The organism is Methylophaga sp. OBS3, from assembly GCF_026319325.1.
In the GTDB taxonomy this organism is placed as follows: domain Bacteria; phylum Pseudomonadota; class Gammaproteobacteria; order Nitrosococcales; family Methylophagaceae; genus Methylophaga.
Genome location: NZ_JAPDMU010000003.1, coordinates 160,618 through 180,517 on the forward strand (window position 1 = coordinate 160,618; position 19,900 = coordinate 180,517).

The window sequence follows — 19,900 nt, forward strand, 5'->3', positions numbered from 1 at the left end:
TAGAAAACCTATTGTCTTGCAAATAAGCAGTATCTTACCTCACCTGCTGATTTATCTTTAATTAGCGTCCAATTTTCAGGCACGTCTGGTAATTCGGCTTTAGCTGGGCACTCCAGATAAATCACACTGTGCGGTAATAAGCAGTTTTGTTTTTCTAGTAAATGCGTGATGTCATGCCAAAGATTCGCACGATAAGGCGGATCGATAAAAACCACATCGTAGGTCTGAGAAGTATTGGCGATAAAAGCTAAAGCCTCTTTGGCGAATACCTGACAATTAGCAGCTTTTAATAACTGCTGATTCGATCTTAATGATTTTATGGCTGCGGCATCTAACTCGAGAAGTTCGACAGATTCCGCACCTCGTGAGGCAGCTTCAAATCCTAACACCCCACTTCCAGCAAATGCATCCAAGCATCGAGCACCACCAATATAGGGTTGTAACCAATTAAATAGAGTTTCACGCACTCTATCTGGTGTGGGGCGCAAATCAGCTAAGTCTGGAAAGCTGAGTTTGCGACCACGCCACTGACCACCAATGATGCGAACTGTTGGACTATTACTTGTTTTCGCCTTTGCCACCAACTATTACCGTAATCATTTTGTCAGGTTGAACACGACGCGTAAAAGCATCTTTAATCTCAGCTTTTGTGACCGCATTAACCCGTTGTTTAAAGTTATCGAGGTAATCCAATGGCAACTGATAAAAGCCGATTACACCGAGGTAATCAGCGATCTTACTATTACTATCCAATCTCAGGGCAAATCCGCCAGTAATATTTTGTTTGGCCGCCTCGAGTTGCTCATCGGTAGGACCATCTTTAACAAAGTCTCGCAATGTTTGACGAAGTACCATTAAAGCCTCTTCAGCCTGTTCATTACGGGTTTGTAAGCCCATTTGAAATGGGCCTGCTTCACGCATAGGACGGAAATAACTATAAGCGCTATAACTTAGGCCACGTTTTTCCCGAATCTCGTCATTGATGATTGAGACTAAACCGCCACCGCCCAAAACATGATTACCCACATATAAAGGAAAATAATCTGCATCGGTACGTGTTACACCCGGTTGTCCAACCAGTAAATGTGATTGGCTAGATGGAAAATTGATCTGCTTTTCGGCCGCTTCTTGTAATGCTGTAACAGCAGGTACCTCTGGTGCTGCTTTTCCCTTGTTTAAGGCAGATGAAATTTTCTCAGAGAGCGCTTTAGCTTCTGATTCACGTAAATCGCCGACAATAACTAACACGGCATTCTGGGCAACGTAATATTTATTGAAAAAAGCTTTTAAGTCAGCAATTTCAATCTTTTCAAGACTTTCTTCATTACCACTTGGCATTTTGGCATACGGATGTTGACCATATAACGCTTCGTAAAATGCTCTTTCAGCAATAGCCTCTGGTGATTGTTTTTGTGCCTGTAAGCCCGTTTTCATTTGGTTTTTTAAGCGTGCAAATGAGGCTTCTGGAAACACCGGCTGACTGCTCACATCAATGAACATATCAACAGCCTGATTCATGGCTTTTTCTTCCACTAAGGTGCGAAGACTTAATACCGCCATGTCACGAACAGATTCACTACTAAACTTTGCGCCAACATCGTCAAATGCGGCGGCAATCTCATCGGTGTTAGCTGATGTTGTGCCCTCATCTAACATCGCATTAGTAAGCAATGCCGTTCCAGGTAAATCACCATCACGTGCGCCACCTGCATCGAATAACAAGCGAATGTCCACCATCGGCAATTGCGGTGCATCAACAAAATACACATTCGTTTCTTGTTGTGTCTGCCAATGAGCGATATTTGGCGTGGCGAAACTACTGAATGTGGCCAGTAATAAGGTAAAAAAGCCAATCAGTTTAGCGAACATGCTTATCTCCTGAAGTCGGTGCTTGAGTTGCATTTGATGTCATTTCAGTTGGCTCTAACTCACCAACGGTTAAGGTGTCGTCAATAAAGTATTTTTGAGCAACTTGTTGAATTTGTTCTGCAGTCACAGCGTGGATGTTATCGACGTATTTTTCACCTAACTGCCAATCAAGTCCGATGGTTTCTAACATGCCAAGCTGCATCGCTTGGTAAAAAACACTGTCACGCTCGTAAACATCAGAGGCAACCACTTGCGTTTTAACTCGTTCAAGCTCAGCGTCACTCACTAAGGTTGTCTTTAATGTTTCAAATTGCGCCTTAATCGCATTTTGTAATTCTTCAATAGACTTTCCTTGAGCCGGTGTCCCACCAACAATGAACATGTCATCTAACCGAGAAAAGTTATTGTTATAAGCACTCACACCAGCAGCAACTTGTTGTTCACGAACGAGTTCGCGTGAAAACCGACTACTACTAGTACCACTTAAAATGCCAGCTAAGACATCCAGTGCATACGGTTCCCAAGCATTTTCCGCGGTGGTCACCACTGGCACTTTCCACCCCATCATTAGATACGGCAATTGAGCAGGTGCTTTTAATTTGATGTAGCGCTCACCACGTTGTTCAACTTCAACTTGGGGTTTAACTGTTGCAGTTTGCTCAGGTTTTAGTGGGCCAAAATATTGTTTAGCCAATGCATAAACCGCATCAGGCTCAACATCACCGACTACGACAACCACGGCGTTATTTGGTGCATACCATTTTTTATACCACTCATCGAGATCAGATTTTTCGTAGTTGTTGATATCACTCATCCAGCCGATAACAGGATGATGGTATGGGCTATTCACAAAAGCTGTTGCATTAAACACCTCACGAAGTTGAGCTTTCGGATCATCATCCGTTCTCATCCGACGTTCTTCAGACACAACATCACGCTCTTTTAATAATTCGGCTTCTTCAACAACCAAATTGCGCATGCGGTCAGCTTCAAGACGAAAACTCACTTCCAAACGTTCTTTTTCCATGGTTTGAAAATAGGCGGTGTAATCACGACCTGTAAAGGCATTTTGACTACCACCATTTTCGGCGATGATCTTTGAAAACTCACCTGGAGCAAGATTTTCAGTTCCCTTGAACATCATGTGCTCAAGAATGTGCGAGATCCCAGTAATACCATTATGTTCATAACTTGAGCCCACCTTGTACCAGACTTGCGATACTGCAACGGGTGCTCGGTTATCAGGCTTCACGAGAAGCTTTAAACCATTATCTAACTGGTATTCACTGACCTCAGCTACTGCTAAAGCAGGTATCCATAAACAAAGTAATAAATATTTTTTTAGACTTCGCATCTGCATCTCATTTTTAATGACGTGATAAGATTTATTATTGAACTGAAACGACAAAAAGTGACTATGTTTAGTTTCCTTAAGAAAAAAACCAAAGAACCTACCCCACAAGACGCTCAAGAACCATCGAAAGTTGCCGAAACACCTGCTATTGTTGAGCCGTCGCCACCTGCTGATACACCTGAGAAACAAGGTTTATTCAGCCGACTCAAACAAGGTCTAAGTCGTTCTAGCCAAAAGCTAACCGATGGTTTCGCTGATTTAATTCTTGGCAAAAAAACCATTGATGACGATTTACTTGAAGACTTGGAAACCCAATTACTCAGCGCTGACTTAGGCATTGAAGCTACGCAAGCCATTATCAACGATTTGACTCAACGAGTTGCTCGAAAACAGCTTGCCGATCCCGAAGCGTTATTTTCAGCCATGCGCGATAACATGGTTGATTTATTAAAGCCGGTCGAAAAGCCACTAACTATTAAGCCTGAAGCAACACCATTTGTCATTCTGATGGTGGGTATCAATGGTGTTGGTAAAACCACCACTATCGGCAAACTAGCCAAGCAGTTCCAAACCCAAGGTAAATCAGTCATGCTAGCAGCCGGTGATACTTTTCGCGCTGCAGCGGTTGAACAACTCCAAGTTTGGGGTGAACGTAATTCAATTCCGGTTGTTGCCCAACAACATGGCGCAGACTCGGCCTCAGTAATTTTTGATGCATTACAAGCCGCTAAAGCACGTAATGTCGACATTTTGATTGCCGATACAGCAGGCCGTTTGCATACACAATCCAACTTGATGGAAGAGTTGAAGAAAGTTAAGCGGGTCATGGGTAAGCTCGATAACGAAGCACCGCATGAAGTGATGTTAGTGGTTGATGCTGGTACAGGGCAAAACGCGCTATCTCAAGCACAACAATTTAACGAAGCCGTAGGTCTAACTGGTATTACATTAACCAAGCTAGATGGTACGGCGAAAGGCGGTATTATCTTTGCGATTGCTAAGAAAACCGGCATCCCTATTCGCTATATTGGCGTCGGGGAAAAAATTGATGATCTTCGTAGCTTTGCAGCTGAAGACTTTGTTGACGCATTACTCGGACGTGATGACACTGCATGATCCAATTTAACGAAGTTTATAAGCGTTACGCTGGCCAACAAGAGGCCTTATCAGGGTTAAGCTTTAATCTCGACCAAGGAGAAATGGCTTTTCTAACTGGCCATTCAGGCGCAGGTAAAAGCACGCTATTAAAGTTAATTGCCTTGATTGAACGTAGTTCTCATGGGCAAGTCATCGTTAACAATCAAAATTTAACGCGTTTACCAAAGTGGAAGATCCCCTATTACCGGCGCAAAATTGGTTTGGTATTCCAAGATCATAATTTGCTACATGACCGCACTGTTTTCGATAATGTGGCCCTGCCACTCATTATTGCAGGTGAAAATCACCGAGAAATTGGCCGCCGAGTCCGGGCAGCGCTCGATAAGGTTGGCTTATTAGGTAAAGAACGTAGTCAACCGATTGCGTTATCAGGTGGTGAACAACAACGTGTTGGTATTGCCCGCGCCGTCGTAAATCGCCCGCCTATTCTGTTAGCTGATGAACCAACGGGTAACCTTGATCCAGAATTATCAGAAGAAATCATGGCTTTGTTTGAGCAGTTTAATCAGGTAGGCGTCACGGTATTTATTGCCAGCCATGATCATGACTTGATTGGCCGTCTCCCTTATCGCTTAATTACGCTAAAAAATGGCAGGTTGGCAGACGAATAATGGCTTTATTTAATGTAGATAATTATTTGCTACGCCATGCCCAAGTTGCACTCGCTAGCCTAGGTAACCTTTGGCGACAACCTGTTGCCAGCTTGATGACTGTTTTGGTTATTGGTATCGCCCTAGCATTACCTGCTGGCCTGTATGTTATTCAAAAAAACATCGAACAACTCAGTGGCCAATGGCAGCAAGCAACCAGTATTTCACTATTTTTAAAAGAAAACGTTCGCGATGGTCGTGGTCAGCAACTAGCTCAACAATTGGTTACTTGGCCAGATATCAAAAATGTCGAGTTTAAATCTTCAGCTCAGTCGCTCGAAGAGTTTAGAGCCCTATCTGGTCTTGGGGAAATATTAGATAGTTTGCCTAAAAACCCATTACCCGCGGTAATCATTATCGAACCTGCCGCGGAAGCAACAGCTAACGAAGCGCATGAAGCATTGCTTTCAAGGTTAGCAGAGCTTAATGAAGTTGAATTGGCGCAGCTTGATATGGAATGGCTTCAGCGCTTAAAACAACTGACAGAAACCGGTGAGCGTGGCATCGCTGTCTTAGCAGCCATGCTTTCTTTAAGTGTTTTATTGGTTATCGGCAATACAATCCGTTTAGCAATTCTCAATAGACAAACTGAAATCAAAGTTATCAAATTGGTGGGTGGCACTAATGCCTTTGTCAGACGCCCATTTCTTTACACCGGCTTTTGGTATGGACTTATCGGCGGGCTAATTGCTTGGATCACATTACTAATCGGCCTAATCATCATTAATGGACCAGTTAACCGGCTTGCGTCACTTTATGAAAGCCAATTTACGCTACAGTGGTTAAGCGGCTCTTTATTTTTAGCCCTACCGTTGTGTGGATTGTTACTTGGTATTTTAGGTGCTTGGCTTGCGGTAGGCCGCCATCTTAATGAGATTGAACCTAGTTAAAACGATGATTAGGGGAACTTTTTCCTAATCGTTATCGTCAAACTAGTTGAATTGAATTGCTTGGTGCTAAAATCAAGAAGCTAAAAGTTTTTAAGGGGAGATAACCCGATAATGACAAGTCAAACAGCCCAATATCAACTGGCGACTGCGCCAATCGGTAATTTAGATGCCTACACACGTTTGGTGCATCAAATTCCGGTATTAACTGCCGACGAAGAATACGATTTGGCAACGCGGTTGCAACAGAAAGGTGATTTGGAAGCAGCTCAACAGTTGGTAATGTCGCACCTCCGTTTTGTTGTGCGTATTGCCAAAGGCTACAGTGGCTATGGTTTGCCAGTTGCTGATTTGATTCAAGAAGGCAATATCGGACTGATGAAAGCGGTTAAACGCTTTGATCCTGAGAAAGGTGTTCGCCTAGTCTCTTTCGCCGTTCATTGGGTTCGTGCAGAAATCCACGAATACGTCATTCGTAACTGGCGTATTGTTAAAATCGCAACCACCAAAGCGCAACGTAAACTATTCTTTAACTTGCGTAGTGCTAAACAACGTCTTGGTTGGTTAAACCAAGAAGAAGTCGCTGCGGTTGCTGAAGACTTGGGTGTAACTACAGCCAATGTTTTAGAAATGGAACGTCGTCTGGCGCAACCAGATATGGCGTTTGATTTGCCATCTGACAATGATGACGATGAAACACAGTTTTCGCCGGTATCGTATTTATCAGCGCCTGATAATGACGATCCATCACAGCAGTTAGAACAAGATAATTACGAAGATTATCAACAGAAAAAACTGGTAAACGCTTTGGCAAGTCTTGATGAGCGAAGCCGAGACATTATCAGTCAACGTTGGTTACAAGAAGACGATAAAGCTACGCTGCATACTTTGGCAGATCAATACCAAGTATCTGCAGAACGTATTCGTCAGATTGAAAGTAGCGCAATGTTGAAATTGAAAAAGTTAATGGATTAATTTTTTCTATCGCTAGAAACAAAAAAGCCCGCTTAAAGCGGGCTTTTTTATGTTTGTCGTTAATGGAATTAACGTTCCAGCAAACTTGTTTTATCTGATTTACCATCCCACTCTTCCGCATCCGGTAATGGGTCTTTTTTCTCAGAAATAACTGGCCATACTTGCGCTAATTCTGCATTGATTTGCAAGAATTCCATTTGCTCATCAGGTAAATCATCTTCAGAGAAAATGGCTTCTGCTGGGCATTCTGGCTCACATAATGTGCAGTCGATACACTCATCCGGATCAATGACCAAAAAGTTTGGGCCTTCATGGAAGCAGTCTACCGGGCAGACATCCACGCAATCTGTGTACTTACATTTAATACAGTTCTCGGTGACAACAAAGGTCATGTGAAATCTCCGTAATCATAAACTTATGCAGGCTATAGCCTGTCAGAATGTCGCATATTCTACACCAATCAGGCCTATTCTGAACAATGTTGATGTGCTGTATCATGGCTAATATCAATAAAGTGTTTTAAAAATGGATATTGCATGATCCGAAAAATCTTTTTTACCGCTATTTTCCTGCTGGCTTTTGTCTGTAGCATTGCTTTTGCGGCCTTTAATACGCAGCCCGTTGCGCTTAATCTTTACCTTGTTGAATGGCAGCTACCCTTAGCCATTTTAATGATTATTGTTCTATTAATAGGTTTAATCATTGGCGCGGCAATTATTTTTATGAGCACATTACGCTTAAGACTAAATAATCGCCGCTTACAGCATAGGCTCGATGTCGCGGAACAAGAGCTAGATAGTTTGCGCACTTTACCAATCCGCGAAAATAGCTAAACGTGCAAGTTCACACCTGGCTATTTCTCCTACTACCTATTGCTGCCCTCTCTGGGTGGTTAATGGCAAGGCGTCATTACAAACGTTGCTACCGGAGAGCTGACTCCAGTTTTAATCCCGCCTATTTCAAGGGACTTAACTATTTACTTAACGAGCAACCAGATAAAGCGATTGATGTGTTTATCGGTTTGTTAGAAGTAAACAGTGAAACGGTTGAAACCCACTTGGCATTAGCGAACTTATTTCGTCGGCGTGGCGAAACAGAACGCGCTATCCGTATTCATCAAAACCTAATTGCACGTCCTTCTTTGCATGGACTTCAACGAACTCAAGCCATGATTGAGTTAGGCATGGATTACATGCATGCCGGGGTGCTCGATAGAGCCGAACATTTATTCTTAGAATTACTGCAATTATCGAATCCCCCTACTGAAGCGGCTCGGCAGTTAATGCGGATTTATCAACAAGAGAAAAAATGGCAACGTGCCATTGATATGGCAAAACTGTTGGATAGCCACAAGCAGGAAAATGTTCAGCCGTTAATTGCACACTTTTTCTGTGAACTCGCTGAGCTATCCTTTAATAGAGATCGCCATGAAAGTCTTAATCTCATCAAAATGGCGTTATTTCATGATGAAAATTGTGTTCGAGCCAGTTTGCTCGAGGCCAAACTTCAACTCGCTTCATCACAACCGCAAAAAGCACTCAAGGCTCTGAAAAGTATTGAACGGCAGAACAACAACTATTTACCAGAAGCCATGCCTCTACTGTATCAGGCTTACCAACAGACAGCTGGGTTACCTGCATTTCGTAGTTGGTTAACGCAACTGATCCAACGTCATCCCAACTTAACTTCAGCAAGATTAATGTTGACGCAGGTCCTTGATGAACTGGATGGTCGCGCTGCAGCCCAACAATTTTTATTTGATGAGTTACATAGACACCCATCTGTCGAAGGGCTGCATAAACTCATTAATCTTGGTGAAAACAGTGAGATTGGACTGGTACCTTTAATTCAAGAAGTAACTGGTGCCATGGTGCATCGAGGTGATCGTTATACCTGTAAAAACTGTGGCTTTTCAGGCAAGGCCATGCACTGGCTTTGTCCTGGTTGTACTCGCTGGGCAACGATTCGACCAACTGAAATTCACCTATCAGCAATTGAAAAACTATTGGAAAACAAGCAATGAGCAAGACCCAGATTTATCATAATCCACGTTGCAGTAAATCGAGACAAACTCTGGCGTTATTAACAGAACACCAAGAAGATATTGAAATCATTGAATATCTTAATAACACACCAACGCCAGCTGAGTTAGCAAAACTCATTGAGCAATTGGGTATTTCACCACGTGCTCTTCTCAGAAAAACCGAAGCTGAATATAAAGAATTGGGCTTAAAAAATGATGATTTTACTGCTCAACAGTTAATCGACATTATGTGTCAGCATCCAAAACTTATTGAGCGACCGATTGTGGTAAAAAATGGTAAAGCGCGCTTAGGCCGCCCACCAGAATCTGTGGCAGACATCCTCTAATGCTGAATATTCTGATTTTGTACTACAGCCAAAGTGGCCATGTTAAACAAATGGCTGAACAAATTGCCCGTGGTGTAGGTAAGGTTAGTCATTGTCAGGCGGTGTTAAGAACCGTTCCTAAAGTTTCAACTGTTTGTGAAGCTTCTGAAGATGACATCCCCAAAGAAGGTCATGTTTATGCGACCAATGACGACTTACGTCAGTGCGATGCCCTAATTCTTGGCAGTCCCACGCGTTTTGGCAACATGGCGGCGGCAATGAAATACTTCATCGATGGCACAAGTGATGTTTGGTTATCTGGTGCATTAGCGGGCAAACCCGCTGCGGTATTTAGTTCAACAGGCAGTCTGCATGGCGGTCAAGAAACCACCTTACAATCAATGATGTTACCGTTACTACATCATGGCATGTTGATTTGTGGCTTGCCTTACAGTGAACCAGCACTGATGCAAACCCAAACAGGTGGCACACCTTATGGGCCTACCCATGTTGCTGGCCCACAAAATCAAAACTCGTTAAGTGAACACGAAATTCAGTTGTGTCAGGCACTGGGTAAACGTGTTGCAGAAATCGCGGTAAAACTCGGATGATTACATTATTTAAGCGACTGACTTTACTCAGTTATTTTGGCTTAGTTGTGACCCTATTAGCATGGATATTGTTAGCCCCTCATAGTGATAACTTTCCAACTGCAGCAATGCTGCTTTTGGGTATTGTTCCCCTACTTTTTCCGCTTAGAGGCTTGCTGTATAGCAAAAGTTATACTTTTGCATGGTCAGGATTTTTAGTGCTTTTTTACATGGCGCACGCTATTGGCGAACTCTATAGCGGTGATGCTTTTTGGGTTTATCCGTTTCTGGAGCTCGTTTTTAGCTTAATTTTTATGATCGCCAGCAATGCCTACGTGCGTTTAAATGGAAAAATGCGTAAAAAGTCACATTCTCAATAACAAAAAATGTGCTTAAATAACTATATATCAACTTAAGAGATTGTTATGAGTACAATTTCTGCAATGCAATCAGCCTATTTAGGCATCCAGTCAGGTGTTCAGTCTGCTGCAAAAAGCAGTGCGCAGATTGCATCAGCCGGCACAAATGGTGGTGATATGGTTACGCCTATTGTTGAGTTACGCCAAGCAGAAATTCAAGTAGCAGCCTCAGCCAAAGCATTACAAGCGAGTAGTGACATGATTGGCAATTTACTTGATATCACTGTCTAAGCATCAATTTAATTTTCGACTGGCTTCCACCTAATAAAAAAAGCTAAACTAGTCGCGTTTTCGCTAGCAAAAGTTTCAACTTGAACCATCCCAACATTACTGCGCTAGATGCGTCGGTTATCCGCTCACAACTCAATCCTACACATACCAATCTTCTTACCGAAGTTATTGTCTGTGATGCGGTAACCTCAACAAATGATGTTTTATGGCAACGCCAGCAACAAGGTTTGTCATCACCTGCATTGTGTGTCGCAAATACGCAAACAGCTGGTCGTGGGCGTCGAGGCAGTAATTGGCAGTCACCAGATAGTGGTAATATTTACATGTCACTACTTTGGCCATGTGCTAATGGTTTACCCCATGAAGGCTTAACCATTGCAATTGGTATTAGCGTCATTCATGCACTGCAAGAGTTTGGTATTTCAGGGTTGAAATTAAAGTGGCCGAATGATGTCTTGATGAATAGACAGAAATTAGCAGGTATTCTTGTTGAATCACGCTTTGGTGAAGGCCACTTTTTAGTGATTGGCCTAGGTGTCAATTTTGCGCTTTCAGATAGCGTGCGAGCAGAAATTCCACAACCGGTTACAAGTTTACAGCAACTGACTGAAGCATTACCGGACCGAAATCACTTGATTGGAAGACTAAGTGATCATATTTTGACGACATTAGATATGTTCATGCATCGAGGCTTGGCAGACTTTCTACCACAATGGCCACAATACGATGCATTGCACGAATGTCCCATACATATATTAACCGAACAAGGCCGCATTACCGCACTTGCCTGTGGTATCAACGAGCAGGGAGAACTGCGTTATATGCATAACCAACAACTTGGCAGCTTATCTAATAGCCATGTCAGTATTCGTTTTGCCTCATGAATTTATTGATCGATATCGGCAATAGCCGAATTAAATGGACAACACTCGACGATAAAGGTCTGAGTGAAACACAATTTTTTGACCGTAAACCAACGGGTTTAAAAACACAGCTCAATAAAATTTGGAAACCACTTAAATCTGTCGAGACTATTTGGGTTAGTAATGTTGCCGGTGACAAAATGGCAACACAACTCACCGAGTGGACTGAAAAAAACTGGCAGCTCACTCCTAACTTCGTTCATGCGGAAACAAAACGATTTGGCGTTGCCAATGCTTACGATAAACCTGAAACACTAGGCGTTGATCGATGGCTTGGCTTAGTTGCTGTTCGTCAGCATCTGAAAAAAGCTTGCTGTATTATCGACTGTGGCACCGCAATCACCGTTGATATCATTACGGCAGATGGCCAACACCAAGGTGGTTTTATATTGCCAGGTTTAGGCTTAATGCGTTCAACACTTGCTGCCGGCACTGACGCACTGACTGAAACCACTGATGATGTTTCATTTAACATGCTAGCAACAAATACCTACAGTGCCATTCAAGCAGGTACCCTGTATAGCATTACCGCAACATTAGAAAATCTAATCCGTGATATTCAACAAAGCTTTGATGACAATATTCGCTTTGTTATTAGTGGTGGTGATGCAGATGCTGTATTGTCATTGTTACCAGACAATGTTGAGCACGATAGCGATATCGTATTGAAAGGCCTTAAGCTTTACGCAAAACAACCGCCAGCGAAAAGCCAAGGCTAGGCCGGCATAACATTGCCAGCGTCAGCGAACTAATATAAGCTTTCGCACCCTTAGGAGAAGTGGCCGAGTGGTTGAAGGCGCACGCCTGGAAAGTGTGTATAGGTTAATAGCCTATCGAGGGTTCGAATCCCTCCTTCTCCGCCAGATATAGAGGCCTGCGCTATCGCAGGCCTCTCATTCCTGACACAGTTCTTAAATCACTATCGTAGTGATGTCATTTTATCCATCAAAGTATTATTGGTACGTACCAAAGCATCCATTGAGGCTGCAGAATACTTCATTGGATCAGCACTAAACACAAACTCACGAGTTTGATTAGTACCACCAAGACCTGTCACGGTATAAACAACATTTTTAGTGGTTTCCAAACCAACTGCCACATCTGATGTTGTATTTTCGATAGTCGCAAACTCAATGTCAGAACCTACTGGTTGACCCAAAGCCAATGTACCCATGTTGTTGCTAAATGAGCCGCCTTGACCAGAAGCAATACCGATCATCGCTTTATCAACAGATAATAGCTGGCCAACTTTCAAACTACTTGAGAACATGCCTTCGCTACCGCCTTTACCGGCAAAGTCGACAAAGTAACTCACATAGATAACAGAAACACCGGTTGACTCACCATAACCTGACACTGCATGTACTGGGTTAGCAAAAGCAAATCCACCCGACTCACCTTCGATTTCCCCCGCAAAGATAGGCTGCTTACTACCGATATCTGTTGGTGAGTAATACATGGCTGTACCGTATGACGATAAAAAGCCTGAGTTATCCATCTTGTAAGGAAACTCGTACTCTTTTGTACCTTTATAAGCTTCATGAGTAACAAAGGTATTGCGGTCAACAACGGTGTAGCCATTTTTTTCTAAATGACTCAAAAAGTCTGCATAAGCTTTGTCAGTAATATCTTGCATCACTTCTGGAGATACGCCTTGTAATTCAACAAGACCTTTTGAAGCGCCGCCAGTACCTCTTGATAACAAACCGCCTGATGCTTTATTTACGAGACGTTTACTATCATTAAAGCCAACTTTAAAACCACCGATGACTACAGTTTGTTTGCCAGCAAAGGCTTTAGGCGTCGTTACCTCAACAGCATCATTTTTAGAAAGTCCTAGCAAACCACCTTTGCGGGTTTCAGTTTGCATCACCCCTTCTTGCGAGGTGACAGCGCACCCCGAAATAAAACTAAAAGTGAATATCACCAACAAAAACTTTTTCATCCATTTCATCCTTGCTAAAAGTGAATACGTAAAAAGTGCGAACTGGATCACACTTTAGCAAGAATAATATATCGGCTGGCTGAAATTGTGTAGCTTTGAAAAGCACATTGTCCCAATCAAAATCTAGCGTGAGGAGAACAAGATTCAATTACGATCCGCAATAAATTGCTGAAAATCTTCTACCGATAGTGGTTGAGAAAAGTAATAACCTTGAAGCCAATCGCAGCCCATTTCAGACAGGATTCGTTGTTGGCTTTCAGTTTCAACACCTTCTGCAACAATACCGATATCCAGCCTCTTCGCCATAATCACAATAGCCTCAATGATGGCACGATCATTTTCATCAATCTCCAAGTCTCGGACAAAAGACTTATCAATTTTCAGATAATCCACGTCGAGCTGCTTTAGATAGGCAAGTGATGAGTAACCAGTACCAAAATCATCGATAGAGATTTTAACGCCAAAATTTCTTAAGTTTCGCAACAGATCACGGCATTCTGCACTTCGTTGCATTAACACACCTTCGGTAATTTCCAGTGTGATTAGACTACTTTCAATGCCATGCGCTTTTAGATGTTCTATCCAATCTAAGCGCCCGTCTAAATTGGCAAAACCATATGCTGAACGATTAATCGACACGGGTATGTCGCCAAATCCCTGTGATTGCCACCGTTGAATCTGCTCACACACCGCAGCAAAAACGTAATCATCAATTTTGGCAATCAACCCCATTCGCTCAGCAACGGGTAAAAACTCCATGGGTGGAATTAAGCCACGTTCAGGGTGTTGCCATCGCACCAACGCCTCAGCACTCAGTTGGCCTGTTTTGGCATTAATAACCGGCTGATAAAAAATACAAATTTGTTTTGCCTTAAGAGCTTGCTCAAGTTCATTAATGATAAAAGCTCTTGAACGCCAAGTAGATTCAAGTTCTGATGAATACAAGGTATAGGCATTGCCACCACTGTCTTTTGCAGCATACATGGCGCGGTCGGCATTTTGCATTAATAAGCCAGCATTTTGGCCATCATCCGGATAAAAAGTTAGCCCAATACTGGTGCTGACACGCACGACTTGATCTTTAATCTTGAGTGGCTTTTCGATGGTTTCGATTAACTTTTTGGCAACTGTAATGGCATGCTGACGTTGCTCAATATTCGTGAGAATAATGGTAAATTCATCACCGCCTAACCGTGCAACCGTATCAACATCACGCAAACAATCTTGGATACGTCCAGCCATATGACGAAGTAATTCATCGCCAGTATCGTGTCCCAGCGTATCGTTGATATCTTTGAAACGATCTAAATCTAAAAACATCAAACACAAATGTGTTTTATCTCGCTGACTATGGCGTATTTCTTGTGCTAGGCGATCATTAAACAAACGCCGATTTGGCAAGCCGGTTAATAAATCATAATTGGCCTGATGTTGGATGGTTAGCTGCGCCTGTTTGGTCTCACTAATATCAGTAAATACCGCAACATAGTTGGTTAACTCGCCCTGTTCATCATGAACGACTGACATCGATAAATAAGCTGAGAAAATTTCTCCATCTTTACGGCGACTTAATATTTCACCACGCCAAATGCCATGACTATTTAGCTCCTGCCATAGATTGGTCGTAAAGACATCATCGTTAAGACCTGCATCTAATAATTGCGGATAATGACCAAGTGCTTCTTCTCTAGCAAAACCGGTGATCCAGCTATAGGCTAAATTCACGGCAATCACATTTTTTTGGGTATCCGTTATCAAAAACCCTTCGCTTGCAGCGTTAAATGCCACATCTGATAACCTCAATGCTGCTTGCGCTTCTTGCATTTCCGTCAAAACTTCTCGAATCCGATGTTCAGATTCGACTGCACGATTAGTAGCGACTGACAATTGTTCCGTTCGACGAGTGACTTCAGAGCTTATCCGGTGTGTTCGACCAGAAATACTCAATACCAATGCGCTTAGTAAACCGGTTAACAGGAAGCCACCAACCATGACAAAAAAAGTCTGATTAGTCTGGTTCTGTTCGATGAATAGTCTTGTTGGTGTAAAAATCAACTGCATAGACCGACCTGCAGCTTCAATATCCACTGTACGACTGAATGGCGGCTCTTCATTCAAAGTATTGGCATAATAAAAATCGCCGCTCAGATTATCGCGCCATTGAATATCAAACTCTGTGAATTCGCGTTTGCCAAGAATGTTTTCCACAAAATCTTCTGTTCTCAACGCTACATTTATAAGCCCAGCAACCTTAGCCTCATGCATATCAAGTGTATATTTGCCCTGCTCATTGGCATAGATAGGACGATAGAGCATTAACACGCGCTTAGACGAGGCTTTTCTTACCATTTGCAAGGGAGGTCTGGCGTAACTACTGCCACTCGCTAAAGCAGTTTGCACTGCCGCATTTGAAATAACTGATGAGGTTGGGTCAAACCCTTGCGCCCGTTTATTACCCTCTTCAGGCTCAAGGTAAGTAATCGGGAAATATTCGTCGCGCTCAGCTGCTGGAACCAATATATTTCCAGGCTGAATGTCAGTAATACTAAAATCTGGGCCGAAGTATGCACGCTGCTCAGCCTCGTACGCTTCACGTTGCTGTTTGGTAATTTTGGGCAACCACTCAATAACTTGAATGTTTTCACTATTTTTGGTCGCCCACCGGACAAACGTCCTAAATTCATCACGAGACACATTATCTGAACTAACAAAAAGCTGCGCTACGCTATCTTGAACTAACTCTTGAGACGTCAAGGCAATTTGAAATAATGTCCCAGCCTCATCAGTACGCAAACGGAAACGATCTTCTAATTGATGCTGCTCAAATTGGTTAACACTTTGGCTTATCATCACAACAACAAAAAATGCCACTAGTGTCGGAATGCCTAGCGTAGCGCGTCTTGGCCGCCATAAAGCTTTTGGATAACTGATAAAGCTTAAGGTGACAGGACCTGCGATTAATAAGCCAAGCGCATCTCCAAGCCACCAAGCTGCCCAGCGACCACTTAATGTCAGTCCATCATCAATCCCAACGGAGTGAAGATAAGGAACACTGATGCTCGCACTAACTAAAGTCAGCACGGGTACCAATAGTAGAAATTTCAGAATTTGACGATCTGTTTCCAGATCTAGCGGCATTTTACAAAAGCGCTGTAACACCCAAACCGCAATCCAGGTCTGAGCAATGCTAGCAATGGCAATAACTAACGCAATTTGCAGTTCAGTTTGGTTAATATTGCTACTAGCTGGTACTAACAATAAGTTAAGTAGGAAAGAGCCAATAAACACACCAGGTAAAGCGCGACGCCAGCCATAGGTAAAGACTGTCATTATCGCTATACCAACAGGTAAGAAAGTAACAGAGGTATATTGTTCGGCGGCACTAAATACCAAGCTAAGCTGCCCGGCAATCAGATAAGCCACAGCCACAGCAGCATTTAATAGCAGTACCTGTTTTATTCCCTGTAAATTCAAGGGCGTAACCTCTTGTTTCCATGTCTGGCAAATAACTTAATTTGATATTTAGCCAGTTTCCTATTATCAAGCTTGATATTAGCACTAGTAAGCCAGCTTGCGCAGTGCTTAAACAACATTCAGATTTATCATGGTAAATCATGCTAAAAACCCTTAGAATGACTCCCTCAATGGTGGCCTGTGCCGGTCTCCTCGCGACGATATGTAGGTTACCCCGTCAGGCCCGGAAGGGAGCAGCGAAGCCTTCGGACTCGGGCGCCGAGACAAGGCTGGTATGGGTTCACCACCCTTATTCAAACAGCAATGGGCAATCGATAGACTGATATGAGCTATCTGGTTCTGGCACGCAAATGGCGACCCAAGACTTTTTCCGAAGTTATCGGCCAACAGCATGTCTTGCAGGCTTTGATTAATGGTCTGAACCAAAATCGCTTGCATCACGCTTTCTTGTTTGCTGGTACGCGTGGTGTTGGTAAAACAACTCTGGCACGTATTCTTGCCAAATCTCTTAACTGTGAAAAAGGTGTCAGTGCGACGCCATGCGGTGAATGTACTAGTTGCCAAGAAGTCGATAGCGGTCGTTTTGTTGACCTTATTGAAGTCGACGCCGCATCACGTACCAAGGTCGATGACACTCGTGAACTACTAGATAATGTTCAATACGCACCCAGTCGAGGTCGTTATAAAGTTTATCTTATCGACGAAGTTCACATGCTCTCCACCAGCAGTTTTAATGCACTGCTAAAAACACTGGAAGAGCCACCACCACACGTTAAGTTTTTATTCGCGACCACAGATCCACAAAAACTGCCCGTGACAATTTTGTCACGCTGTCTGCAATTTAATTTGCGTCGTTTATCTGTTCAGCAAATTGCCGATCATCTTGCCGATATTCTAGCCAGAGAAAATATCAGCTCTGAACCCGAAGCATTGCATCAGCTAGCACACGCTGCTGATGGCAGTATGCGTGATGCGTTAAGTTTATTGGACCAAGCGATTGGCTTTGGTAATGGCAATGTCAGTGCTGAAAGTGTTCATCAAATGCTGGGAAATGTTTCCAACCAGCAATTGCTAGCTATTTTGCAGGCTTTAGCAGAACAAGACGGCCAACAACTACTGAACCAATCTGCTGAGCTAAGTGCATTAGGTCGTGATGTTAGTGTGATTCTTGATGCCTTGATGAATGCATTACAGCGTATCGCAACGTTGCAGTTAGTGCCTGAGTCAGCCAATCCAGAAAGTACCATTGATGCGGCTCTTCAGCCTTTAGTGACGTTACTTGATGCCGAAACTGTGCAATTGCTTTATCAAATTGCCCTTCATGGCAAACGTGACCTGCCCTACGCTGCAGATCCACAAAGTGGTTTTGAAATGACACTGCTTCGGATGTTGCATTTCCAGCCACAAAAAATTGATGCAGAGACACTGGAGACATCGCGAAAAAAGTCGCCAACCACTCCGGCTAAGGCGCCAGAAACTGCGCCCATAGTAGCGGCTGTGCCAGAAATGGTTGAGCCAGTATCTGAGGCGAAACAAACATCTGCTGAAATCGCGCGACATCTAACAACTGAAATTCCAGAGCCAGAGCCAGAGCCAGAGCCAGAGCCAGAGCCAGAGCCAGAGCCAGAGCCAGAGCCAGAGCCAGAGCCAGAGCCAGAGCCAGAGCCAGAGCAGCCTGATGTTGAAACAGCTCAAATACCAGCAGAATTAACATCAAATCTGCCAGATTTGTCGCTGGTTAATTGGACACAATTAGTCGCTGAGTTGAAACTATCAGCGATCACACGCCAACTTGCCGATCATTGTGCTTTTATCGCGTCAGATGACAACCGGATTAGCCTGCTTTTGGCTCAAGATTTAGCACATTTAGCGACTGAAAAAGCCAAGTTACGGCTAGAAGAAGCTGTAAGTAAAAAGTTAGGTTGCGAAGTTAAACTCAGTTTTGAAACCACGGCAAATCAACATGATTCACCATCTACACTCGCAGGTGAACGTGCTCAACAACAAGCAGAGCAACAACAGCAAGCCGTCGATGCCATCCATAACGATCCCGTCGTTGAGATGATCAAAAATACTTTTAATGCCCGTATAATCGACAGCACTATTAAACCCTTGAATTAAGAGGACTCAGCCCATGAAAGGTGGACTCGGTAACCTGATGAAACAGGCCCAGCAAATGCAGGCCAACATGCAAAAAGCCCAAGAAGAATTGGCAAAAGTAGAAGTGACGGGCCAATCAGGCGCAGGCATGGTTCAAGTAACCATGACTGGTAAACATGATGTTAAGCGTGTTCAGATTGAAGACAGCTTGTTTGAAGACGATAAAGAAATGTTGGAAGACTTAATCGCGGCTGCTATCAATGACGCTGTTCGTCAAGTCGAAAAAACGACTCAAGAGCGTATGGCTGGCATGATGCCTCCTGGCATGAAAATGCCATTCTAATTTAAAAGCACTATGGCAAAACTCGGCCCAAACATTGACCAACTTATACAAGCACTTCGTTGCTTGCCAGGTGTTGGTCCAAAGTCTGCCCAGCGAATGACTTTTCATTTGTTGGAACGAGATCGTGATGGGGCAACGCAGTTAATGCATGCCTTGCAAAGTGCTTTGGAAAGCGTCCGACATTGTCAGCGTTGCCGCATTTTGTGTGAAAGCGAGTTGTGTACGCGTTGTAGTGATGAGCGTCGTCGCGAAGATCAACTATGCGTGGTTGAAATGCCAAGTGATGTTTTGGCTATTGATCAGGCCACACATTACCAAGGTCAATACTTTGTTCTCACTGGTCATTTATCACCTTTAGATGGTATTGGTCCTGAAGCGCTTGGTATTCCGTCACTTATCAAATGGCTTGATGAAGGAAAAGTACAAGAGCTTATTCTTGCTACTAATCCAACTGTTGAAGGCGAAGCCACAGCACACTACATTAGTGAGTTGGCAAGAAGTCGACAAATACATGTGACCAGACTTGCTCATGGCATACCAATTGGTGGCGAATTGGAATATGTTGACAGTGGTACACTATCTCATGCATTTTCGGGTCGAGGATCCGTTTGATCTCAGCGTATCAATAGTTAA

General features: G+C 43.3%; 21 protein-coding genes, 1 tRNA gene and 1 other RNA gene. 17 read left to right on the forward strand and 6 right to left on the reverse strand.

The window, feature by feature from the left end:
* Positions 1-8: 8 nt before the first annotated feature.
* From rsmD to OMP94_RS07480, 3 genes are read right to left on the reverse strand one after another with little or no spacing between them, the layout of a single operon-like run.
* Entirely contained in the window at positions 9-581 is a 573-nt protein-coding gene (gene rsmD, locus OMP94_RS07470) for a 16S rRNA (guanine(966)-N(2))-methyltransferase RsmD (RefSeq protein WP_266277657.1), read from the reverse strand.
* Positions 559-1,869 (reverse strand): M16 family metallopeptidase, encoded by a 1,311-nt coding sequence (locus OMP94_RS07475; protein ID WP_266277658.1) that lies wholly within the window; start codon positions 1,867-1,869, stop codon positions 559-561. The genes rsmD and OMP94_RS07475 overlap by 23 nt, the downstream gene beginning before the upstream one ends.
* Positions 1,859-3,223 carry a M16 family metallopeptidase gene (locus OMP94_RS07480; protein ID WP_266277659.1) on the reverse strand — a complete coding sequence of 455 codons (1,365 nt, stop codon included), beginning with the start codon at positions 3,221-3,223 and terminating at the stop codon, positions 1,859-1,861. The genes OMP94_RS07475 and OMP94_RS07480 overlap by 11 nt, the downstream gene beginning before the upstream one ends.
* Before the next feature lie 63 nt (positions 3,224-3,286).
* Between OMP94_RS07480 and ftsY the strand changes: the two genes are divergently transcribed.
* The 4 genes from ftsY (at position 3,287) to rpoH (ending at position 6,893) form a co-directional block, all read left to right on the forward strand.
* Positions 3,287-4,339, forward strand: a complete 1,053-nt coding sequence (gene ftsY, locus OMP94_RS07485) for a signal recognition particle-docking protein FtsY (protein ID WP_266277935.1) — start codon at positions 3,287-3,289, stop codon at positions 4,337-4,339.
* Entirely contained in the window at positions 4,336-4,992 is a 657-nt protein-coding gene (gene ftsE / locus OMP94_RS07490) for a cell division ATP-binding protein FtsE (protein WP_266277660.1), read from the forward strand. The genes ftsY and ftsE overlap by 4 nt, the downstream gene beginning before the upstream one ends.
* Positions 4,992-5,921: a permease-like cell division protein FtsX gene (gene ftsX, locus OMP94_RS07495; RefSeq protein WP_266277662.1), complete on the forward strand. Its 930-nt coding sequence runs from the start codon at positions 4,992-4,994 to the stop codon at positions 5,919-5,921. The genes ftsE and ftsX overlap by 1 nt, the downstream gene beginning before the upstream one ends.
* Before the next feature lie 111 nt (positions 5,922-6,032).
* Positions 6,033-6,893: an RNA polymerase sigma factor RpoH gene (rpoH, locus tag OMP94_RS07500; RefSeq protein WP_266277663.1), complete on the forward strand. Its 861-nt coding sequence runs from the start codon at positions 6,033-6,035 to the stop codon at positions 6,891-6,893.
* A gap of 68 nt (positions 6,894-6,961) precedes the next feature.
* On the opposite strand, the gene fdxA is transcribed toward rpoH, so the two are convergent.
* Positions 6,962-7,285 (reverse strand): ferredoxin FdxA, encoded by a 324-nt coding sequence (gene fdxA / locus OMP94_RS07505; RefSeq protein WP_266277664.1) that lies wholly within the window; start codon positions 7,283-7,285, stop codon positions 6,962-6,964.
* Positions 7,286-7,429: 144 nt separating this feature from the next.
* On the opposite strand from fdxA, the gene OMP94_RS07510 reads away from it, so the two are divergent.
* From OMP94_RS07510 to OMP94_RS07550, 9 genes are all read left to right on the forward strand, one after another.
* Entirely contained in the window at positions 7,430-7,726 is a 297-nt protein-coding gene (locus OMP94_RS07510) for a lipopolysaccharide assembly protein LapA domain-containing protein (RefSeq protein ID WP_266277665.1), read from the forward strand.
* Positions 7,727-7,728: 2 nt separating this feature from the next.
* A complete protein-coding gene (gene lapB / locus OMP94_RS07515) occupies positions 7,729-8,916 on the forward strand; it encodes a lipopolysaccharide assembly protein LapB (RefSeq protein ID WP_266277666.1) in 1,188 nt (395 codons plus the stop codon).
* A complete protein-coding gene (arsC, locus tag OMP94_RS07520) occupies positions 8,913-9,263 on the forward strand; it encodes an arsenate reductase (glutaredoxin) (protein ID WP_266277667.1) in 351 nt (116 codons plus the stop codon). The genes lapB and arsC overlap by 4 nt, the downstream gene beginning before the upstream one ends.
* The gene (gene wrbA / locus OMP94_RS07525) at positions 9,263-9,853 is read left to right on the forward strand and encodes an NAD(P)H:quinone oxidoreductase (protein WP_266277668.1); all 591 of its coding nucleotides are present in this window, start codon (positions 9,263-9,265) and stop codon (positions 9,851-9,853) included. Before arsC ends, wrbA begins: the two co-directional genes overlap by 1 nt.
* Positions 9,850-10,212 (forward strand): DUF2069 domain-containing protein, encoded by a 363-nt coding sequence (locus OMP94_RS07530; protein ID WP_266277669.1) that lies wholly within the window; start codon positions 9,850-9,852, stop codon positions 10,210-10,212. Before wrbA ends, OMP94_RS07530 begins: the two co-directional genes overlap by 4 nt.
* 45 nt (positions 10,213-10,257) lie before the next feature.
* Positions 10,258-10,482 carry a hypothetical protein gene (locus OMP94_RS07535; RefSeq protein ID WP_266277670.1) on the forward strand — a complete coding sequence of 75 codons (225 nt, stop codon included), beginning with the start codon at positions 10,258-10,260 and terminating at the stop codon, positions 10,480-10,482.
* An 80-nt stretch (positions 10,483-10,562) separates the two neighbouring features.
* Positions 10,563-11,366: a biotin--[acetyl-CoA-carboxylase] ligase gene (locus tag OMP94_RS07540; RefSeq protein WP_266277671.1), complete on the forward strand. Its 804-nt coding sequence runs from the start codon at positions 10,563-10,565 to the stop codon at positions 11,364-11,366.
* Positions 11,363-12,124, forward strand: a complete 762-nt coding sequence (locus OMP94_RS07545) for a type III pantothenate kinase (protein WP_266277672.1) — start codon at positions 11,363-11,365, stop codon at positions 12,122-12,124. Before OMP94_RS07540 ends, OMP94_RS07545 begins: the two co-directional genes overlap by 4 nt.
* A 53-nt stretch (positions 12,125-12,177) precedes the next feature.
* A tRNA-Ser gene (locus tag OMP94_RS07550) sits at positions 12,178-12,268 on the forward strand.
* Between the two features lie 56 nt (positions 12,269-12,324).
* Here OMP94_RS07550 and OMP94_RS07555 read toward each other — a convergent pair.
* Positions 12,325-13,350, reverse strand: a complete 1,026-nt coding sequence (locus OMP94_RS07555) for a hypothetical protein (RefSeq protein WP_266277673.1) — start codon at positions 13,348-13,350, stop codon at positions 12,325-12,327.
* 144 nt (positions 13,351-13,494) lie between these two features.
* On the reverse strand, positions 13,495-16,824 hold the full coding sequence (locus OMP94_RS07560; RefSeq protein WP_266277674.1) for an EAL domain-containing protein: 3,330 nt from the start codon (positions 16,822-16,824) through the stop codon (positions 13,495-13,497).
* Between the two features lie 181 nt (positions 16,825-17,005).
* Between OMP94_RS07560 and ffs the strand changes: the two genes are divergently transcribed.
* The 4 genes from ffs to recR all read left to right on the forward strand — a co-directional run bounded on the left by ffs (position 17,006) and on the right by recR (position 19,879).
* Positions 17,006-17,102, forward strand: an RNA gene (ffs, locus tag OMP94_RS07565) — signal recognition particle sRNA small type.
* A 46-nt stretch (positions 17,103-17,148) separates the two neighbouring features.
* Positions 17,149-18,945, forward strand: coding sequence for a DNA polymerase III subunit gamma/tau (gene dnaX / locus OMP94_RS07570; protein WP_266277675.1), 1,797 nt, complete (start codon positions 17,149-17,151; stop codon positions 18,943-18,945).
* Positions 18,946-18,958: 13 nt separating this feature from the next.
* A complete protein-coding gene (locus tag OMP94_RS07575; RefSeq protein ID WP_266277677.1) occupies positions 18,959-19,267 on the forward strand; it encodes a YbaB/EbfC family nucleoid-associated protein in 309 nt (102 codons plus the stop codon).
* A gap of 12 nt (positions 19,268-19,279) precedes the next feature.
* A complete protein-coding gene (gene recR / locus OMP94_RS07580) occupies positions 19,280-19,879 on the forward strand; it encodes a recombination mediator RecR (RefSeq protein WP_266277678.1) in 600 nt (199 codons plus the stop codon).
* Positions 19,880-19,900 lie beyond the last annotated feature (21 nt).

Bases quoted from the DNA above. Each gene is read 5' to 3' on its own strand.
- ftsY (WP_266277935.1), top strand. From the start codon at position 3,287: ATGTTTAGTTTCCTTAAGAAAAAAACCAAAGAACCTACCCCACAAGAC.
- ftsE (WP_266277660.1), top strand. From the start codon at position 4,336: ATGATCCAATTTAACGAAGTTTATAAGCGTTACGCTGGCCAACAAGAG.
- OMP94_RS07475 (WP_266277658.1), bottom strand. From the start codon at position 1,869: ATGTTCGCTAAACTGATTGGCTTTTTTACCTTATTACTGGCCACATTC.
- OMP94_RS07510 (WP_266277665.1), top strand. From the start codon at position 7,430: ATGATCCGAAAAATCTTTTTTACCGCTATTTTCCTGCTGGCTTTTGTC.
- wrbA (WP_266277668.1), top strand. From the start codon at position 9,263: ATGCTGAATATTCTGATTTTGTACTACAGCCAAAGTGGCCATGTTAAA.
- OMP94_RS07575 (WP_266277677.1), top strand. From the start codon at position 18,959: ATGAAAGGTGGACTCGGTAACCTGATGAAACAGGCCCAGCAAATGCAG.
- fdxA (WP_266277664.1), bottom strand. From the start codon at position 7,285: ATGACCTTTGTTGTCACCGAGAACTGTATTAAATGTAAGTACACAGAT.
- dnaX (WP_266277675.1), top strand. From the start codon at position 17,149: ATGAGCTATCTGGTTCTGGCACGCAAATGGCGACCCAAGACTTTTTCC.
- ftsX (WP_266277662.1), top strand. From the start codon at position 4,992: ATGGCTTTATTTAATGTAGATAATTATTTGCTACGCCATGCCCAAGTT.
- recR (WP_266277678.1), top strand. From the start codon at position 19,280: ATGGCAAAACTCGGCCCAAACATTGACCAACTTATACAAGCACTTCGT.
- OMP94_RS07480 (WP_266277659.1), bottom strand. From the start codon at position 3,223: ATGCGAAGTCTAAAAAAATATTTATTACTTTGTTTATGGATACCTGCT.
- rpoH (WP_266277663.1), top strand. From the start codon at position 6,033: ATGACAAGTCAAACAGCCCAATATCAACTGGCGACTGCGCCAATCGGT.
- OMP94_RS07535 (WP_266277670.1), top strand. From the start codon at position 10,258: ATGAGTACAATTTCTGCAATGCAATCAGCCTATTTAGGCATCCAGTCA.
- arsC (WP_266277667.1), top strand. From the start codon at position 8,913: ATGAGCAAGACCCAGATTTATCATAATCCACGTTGCAGTAAATCGAGA.
- OMP94_RS07530 (WP_266277669.1), top strand. From the start codon at position 9,850: ATGATTACATTATTTAAGCGACTGACTTTACTCAGTTATTTTGGCTTA.
- OMP94_RS07545 (WP_266277672.1), top strand. From the start codon at position 11,363: ATGAATTTATTGATCGATATCGGCAATAGCCGAATTAAATGGACAACA.
- OMP94_RS07555 (WP_266277673.1), bottom strand. From the start codon at position 13,350: ATGAAAAAGTTTTTGTTGGTGATATTCACTTTTAGTTTTATTTCGGGG.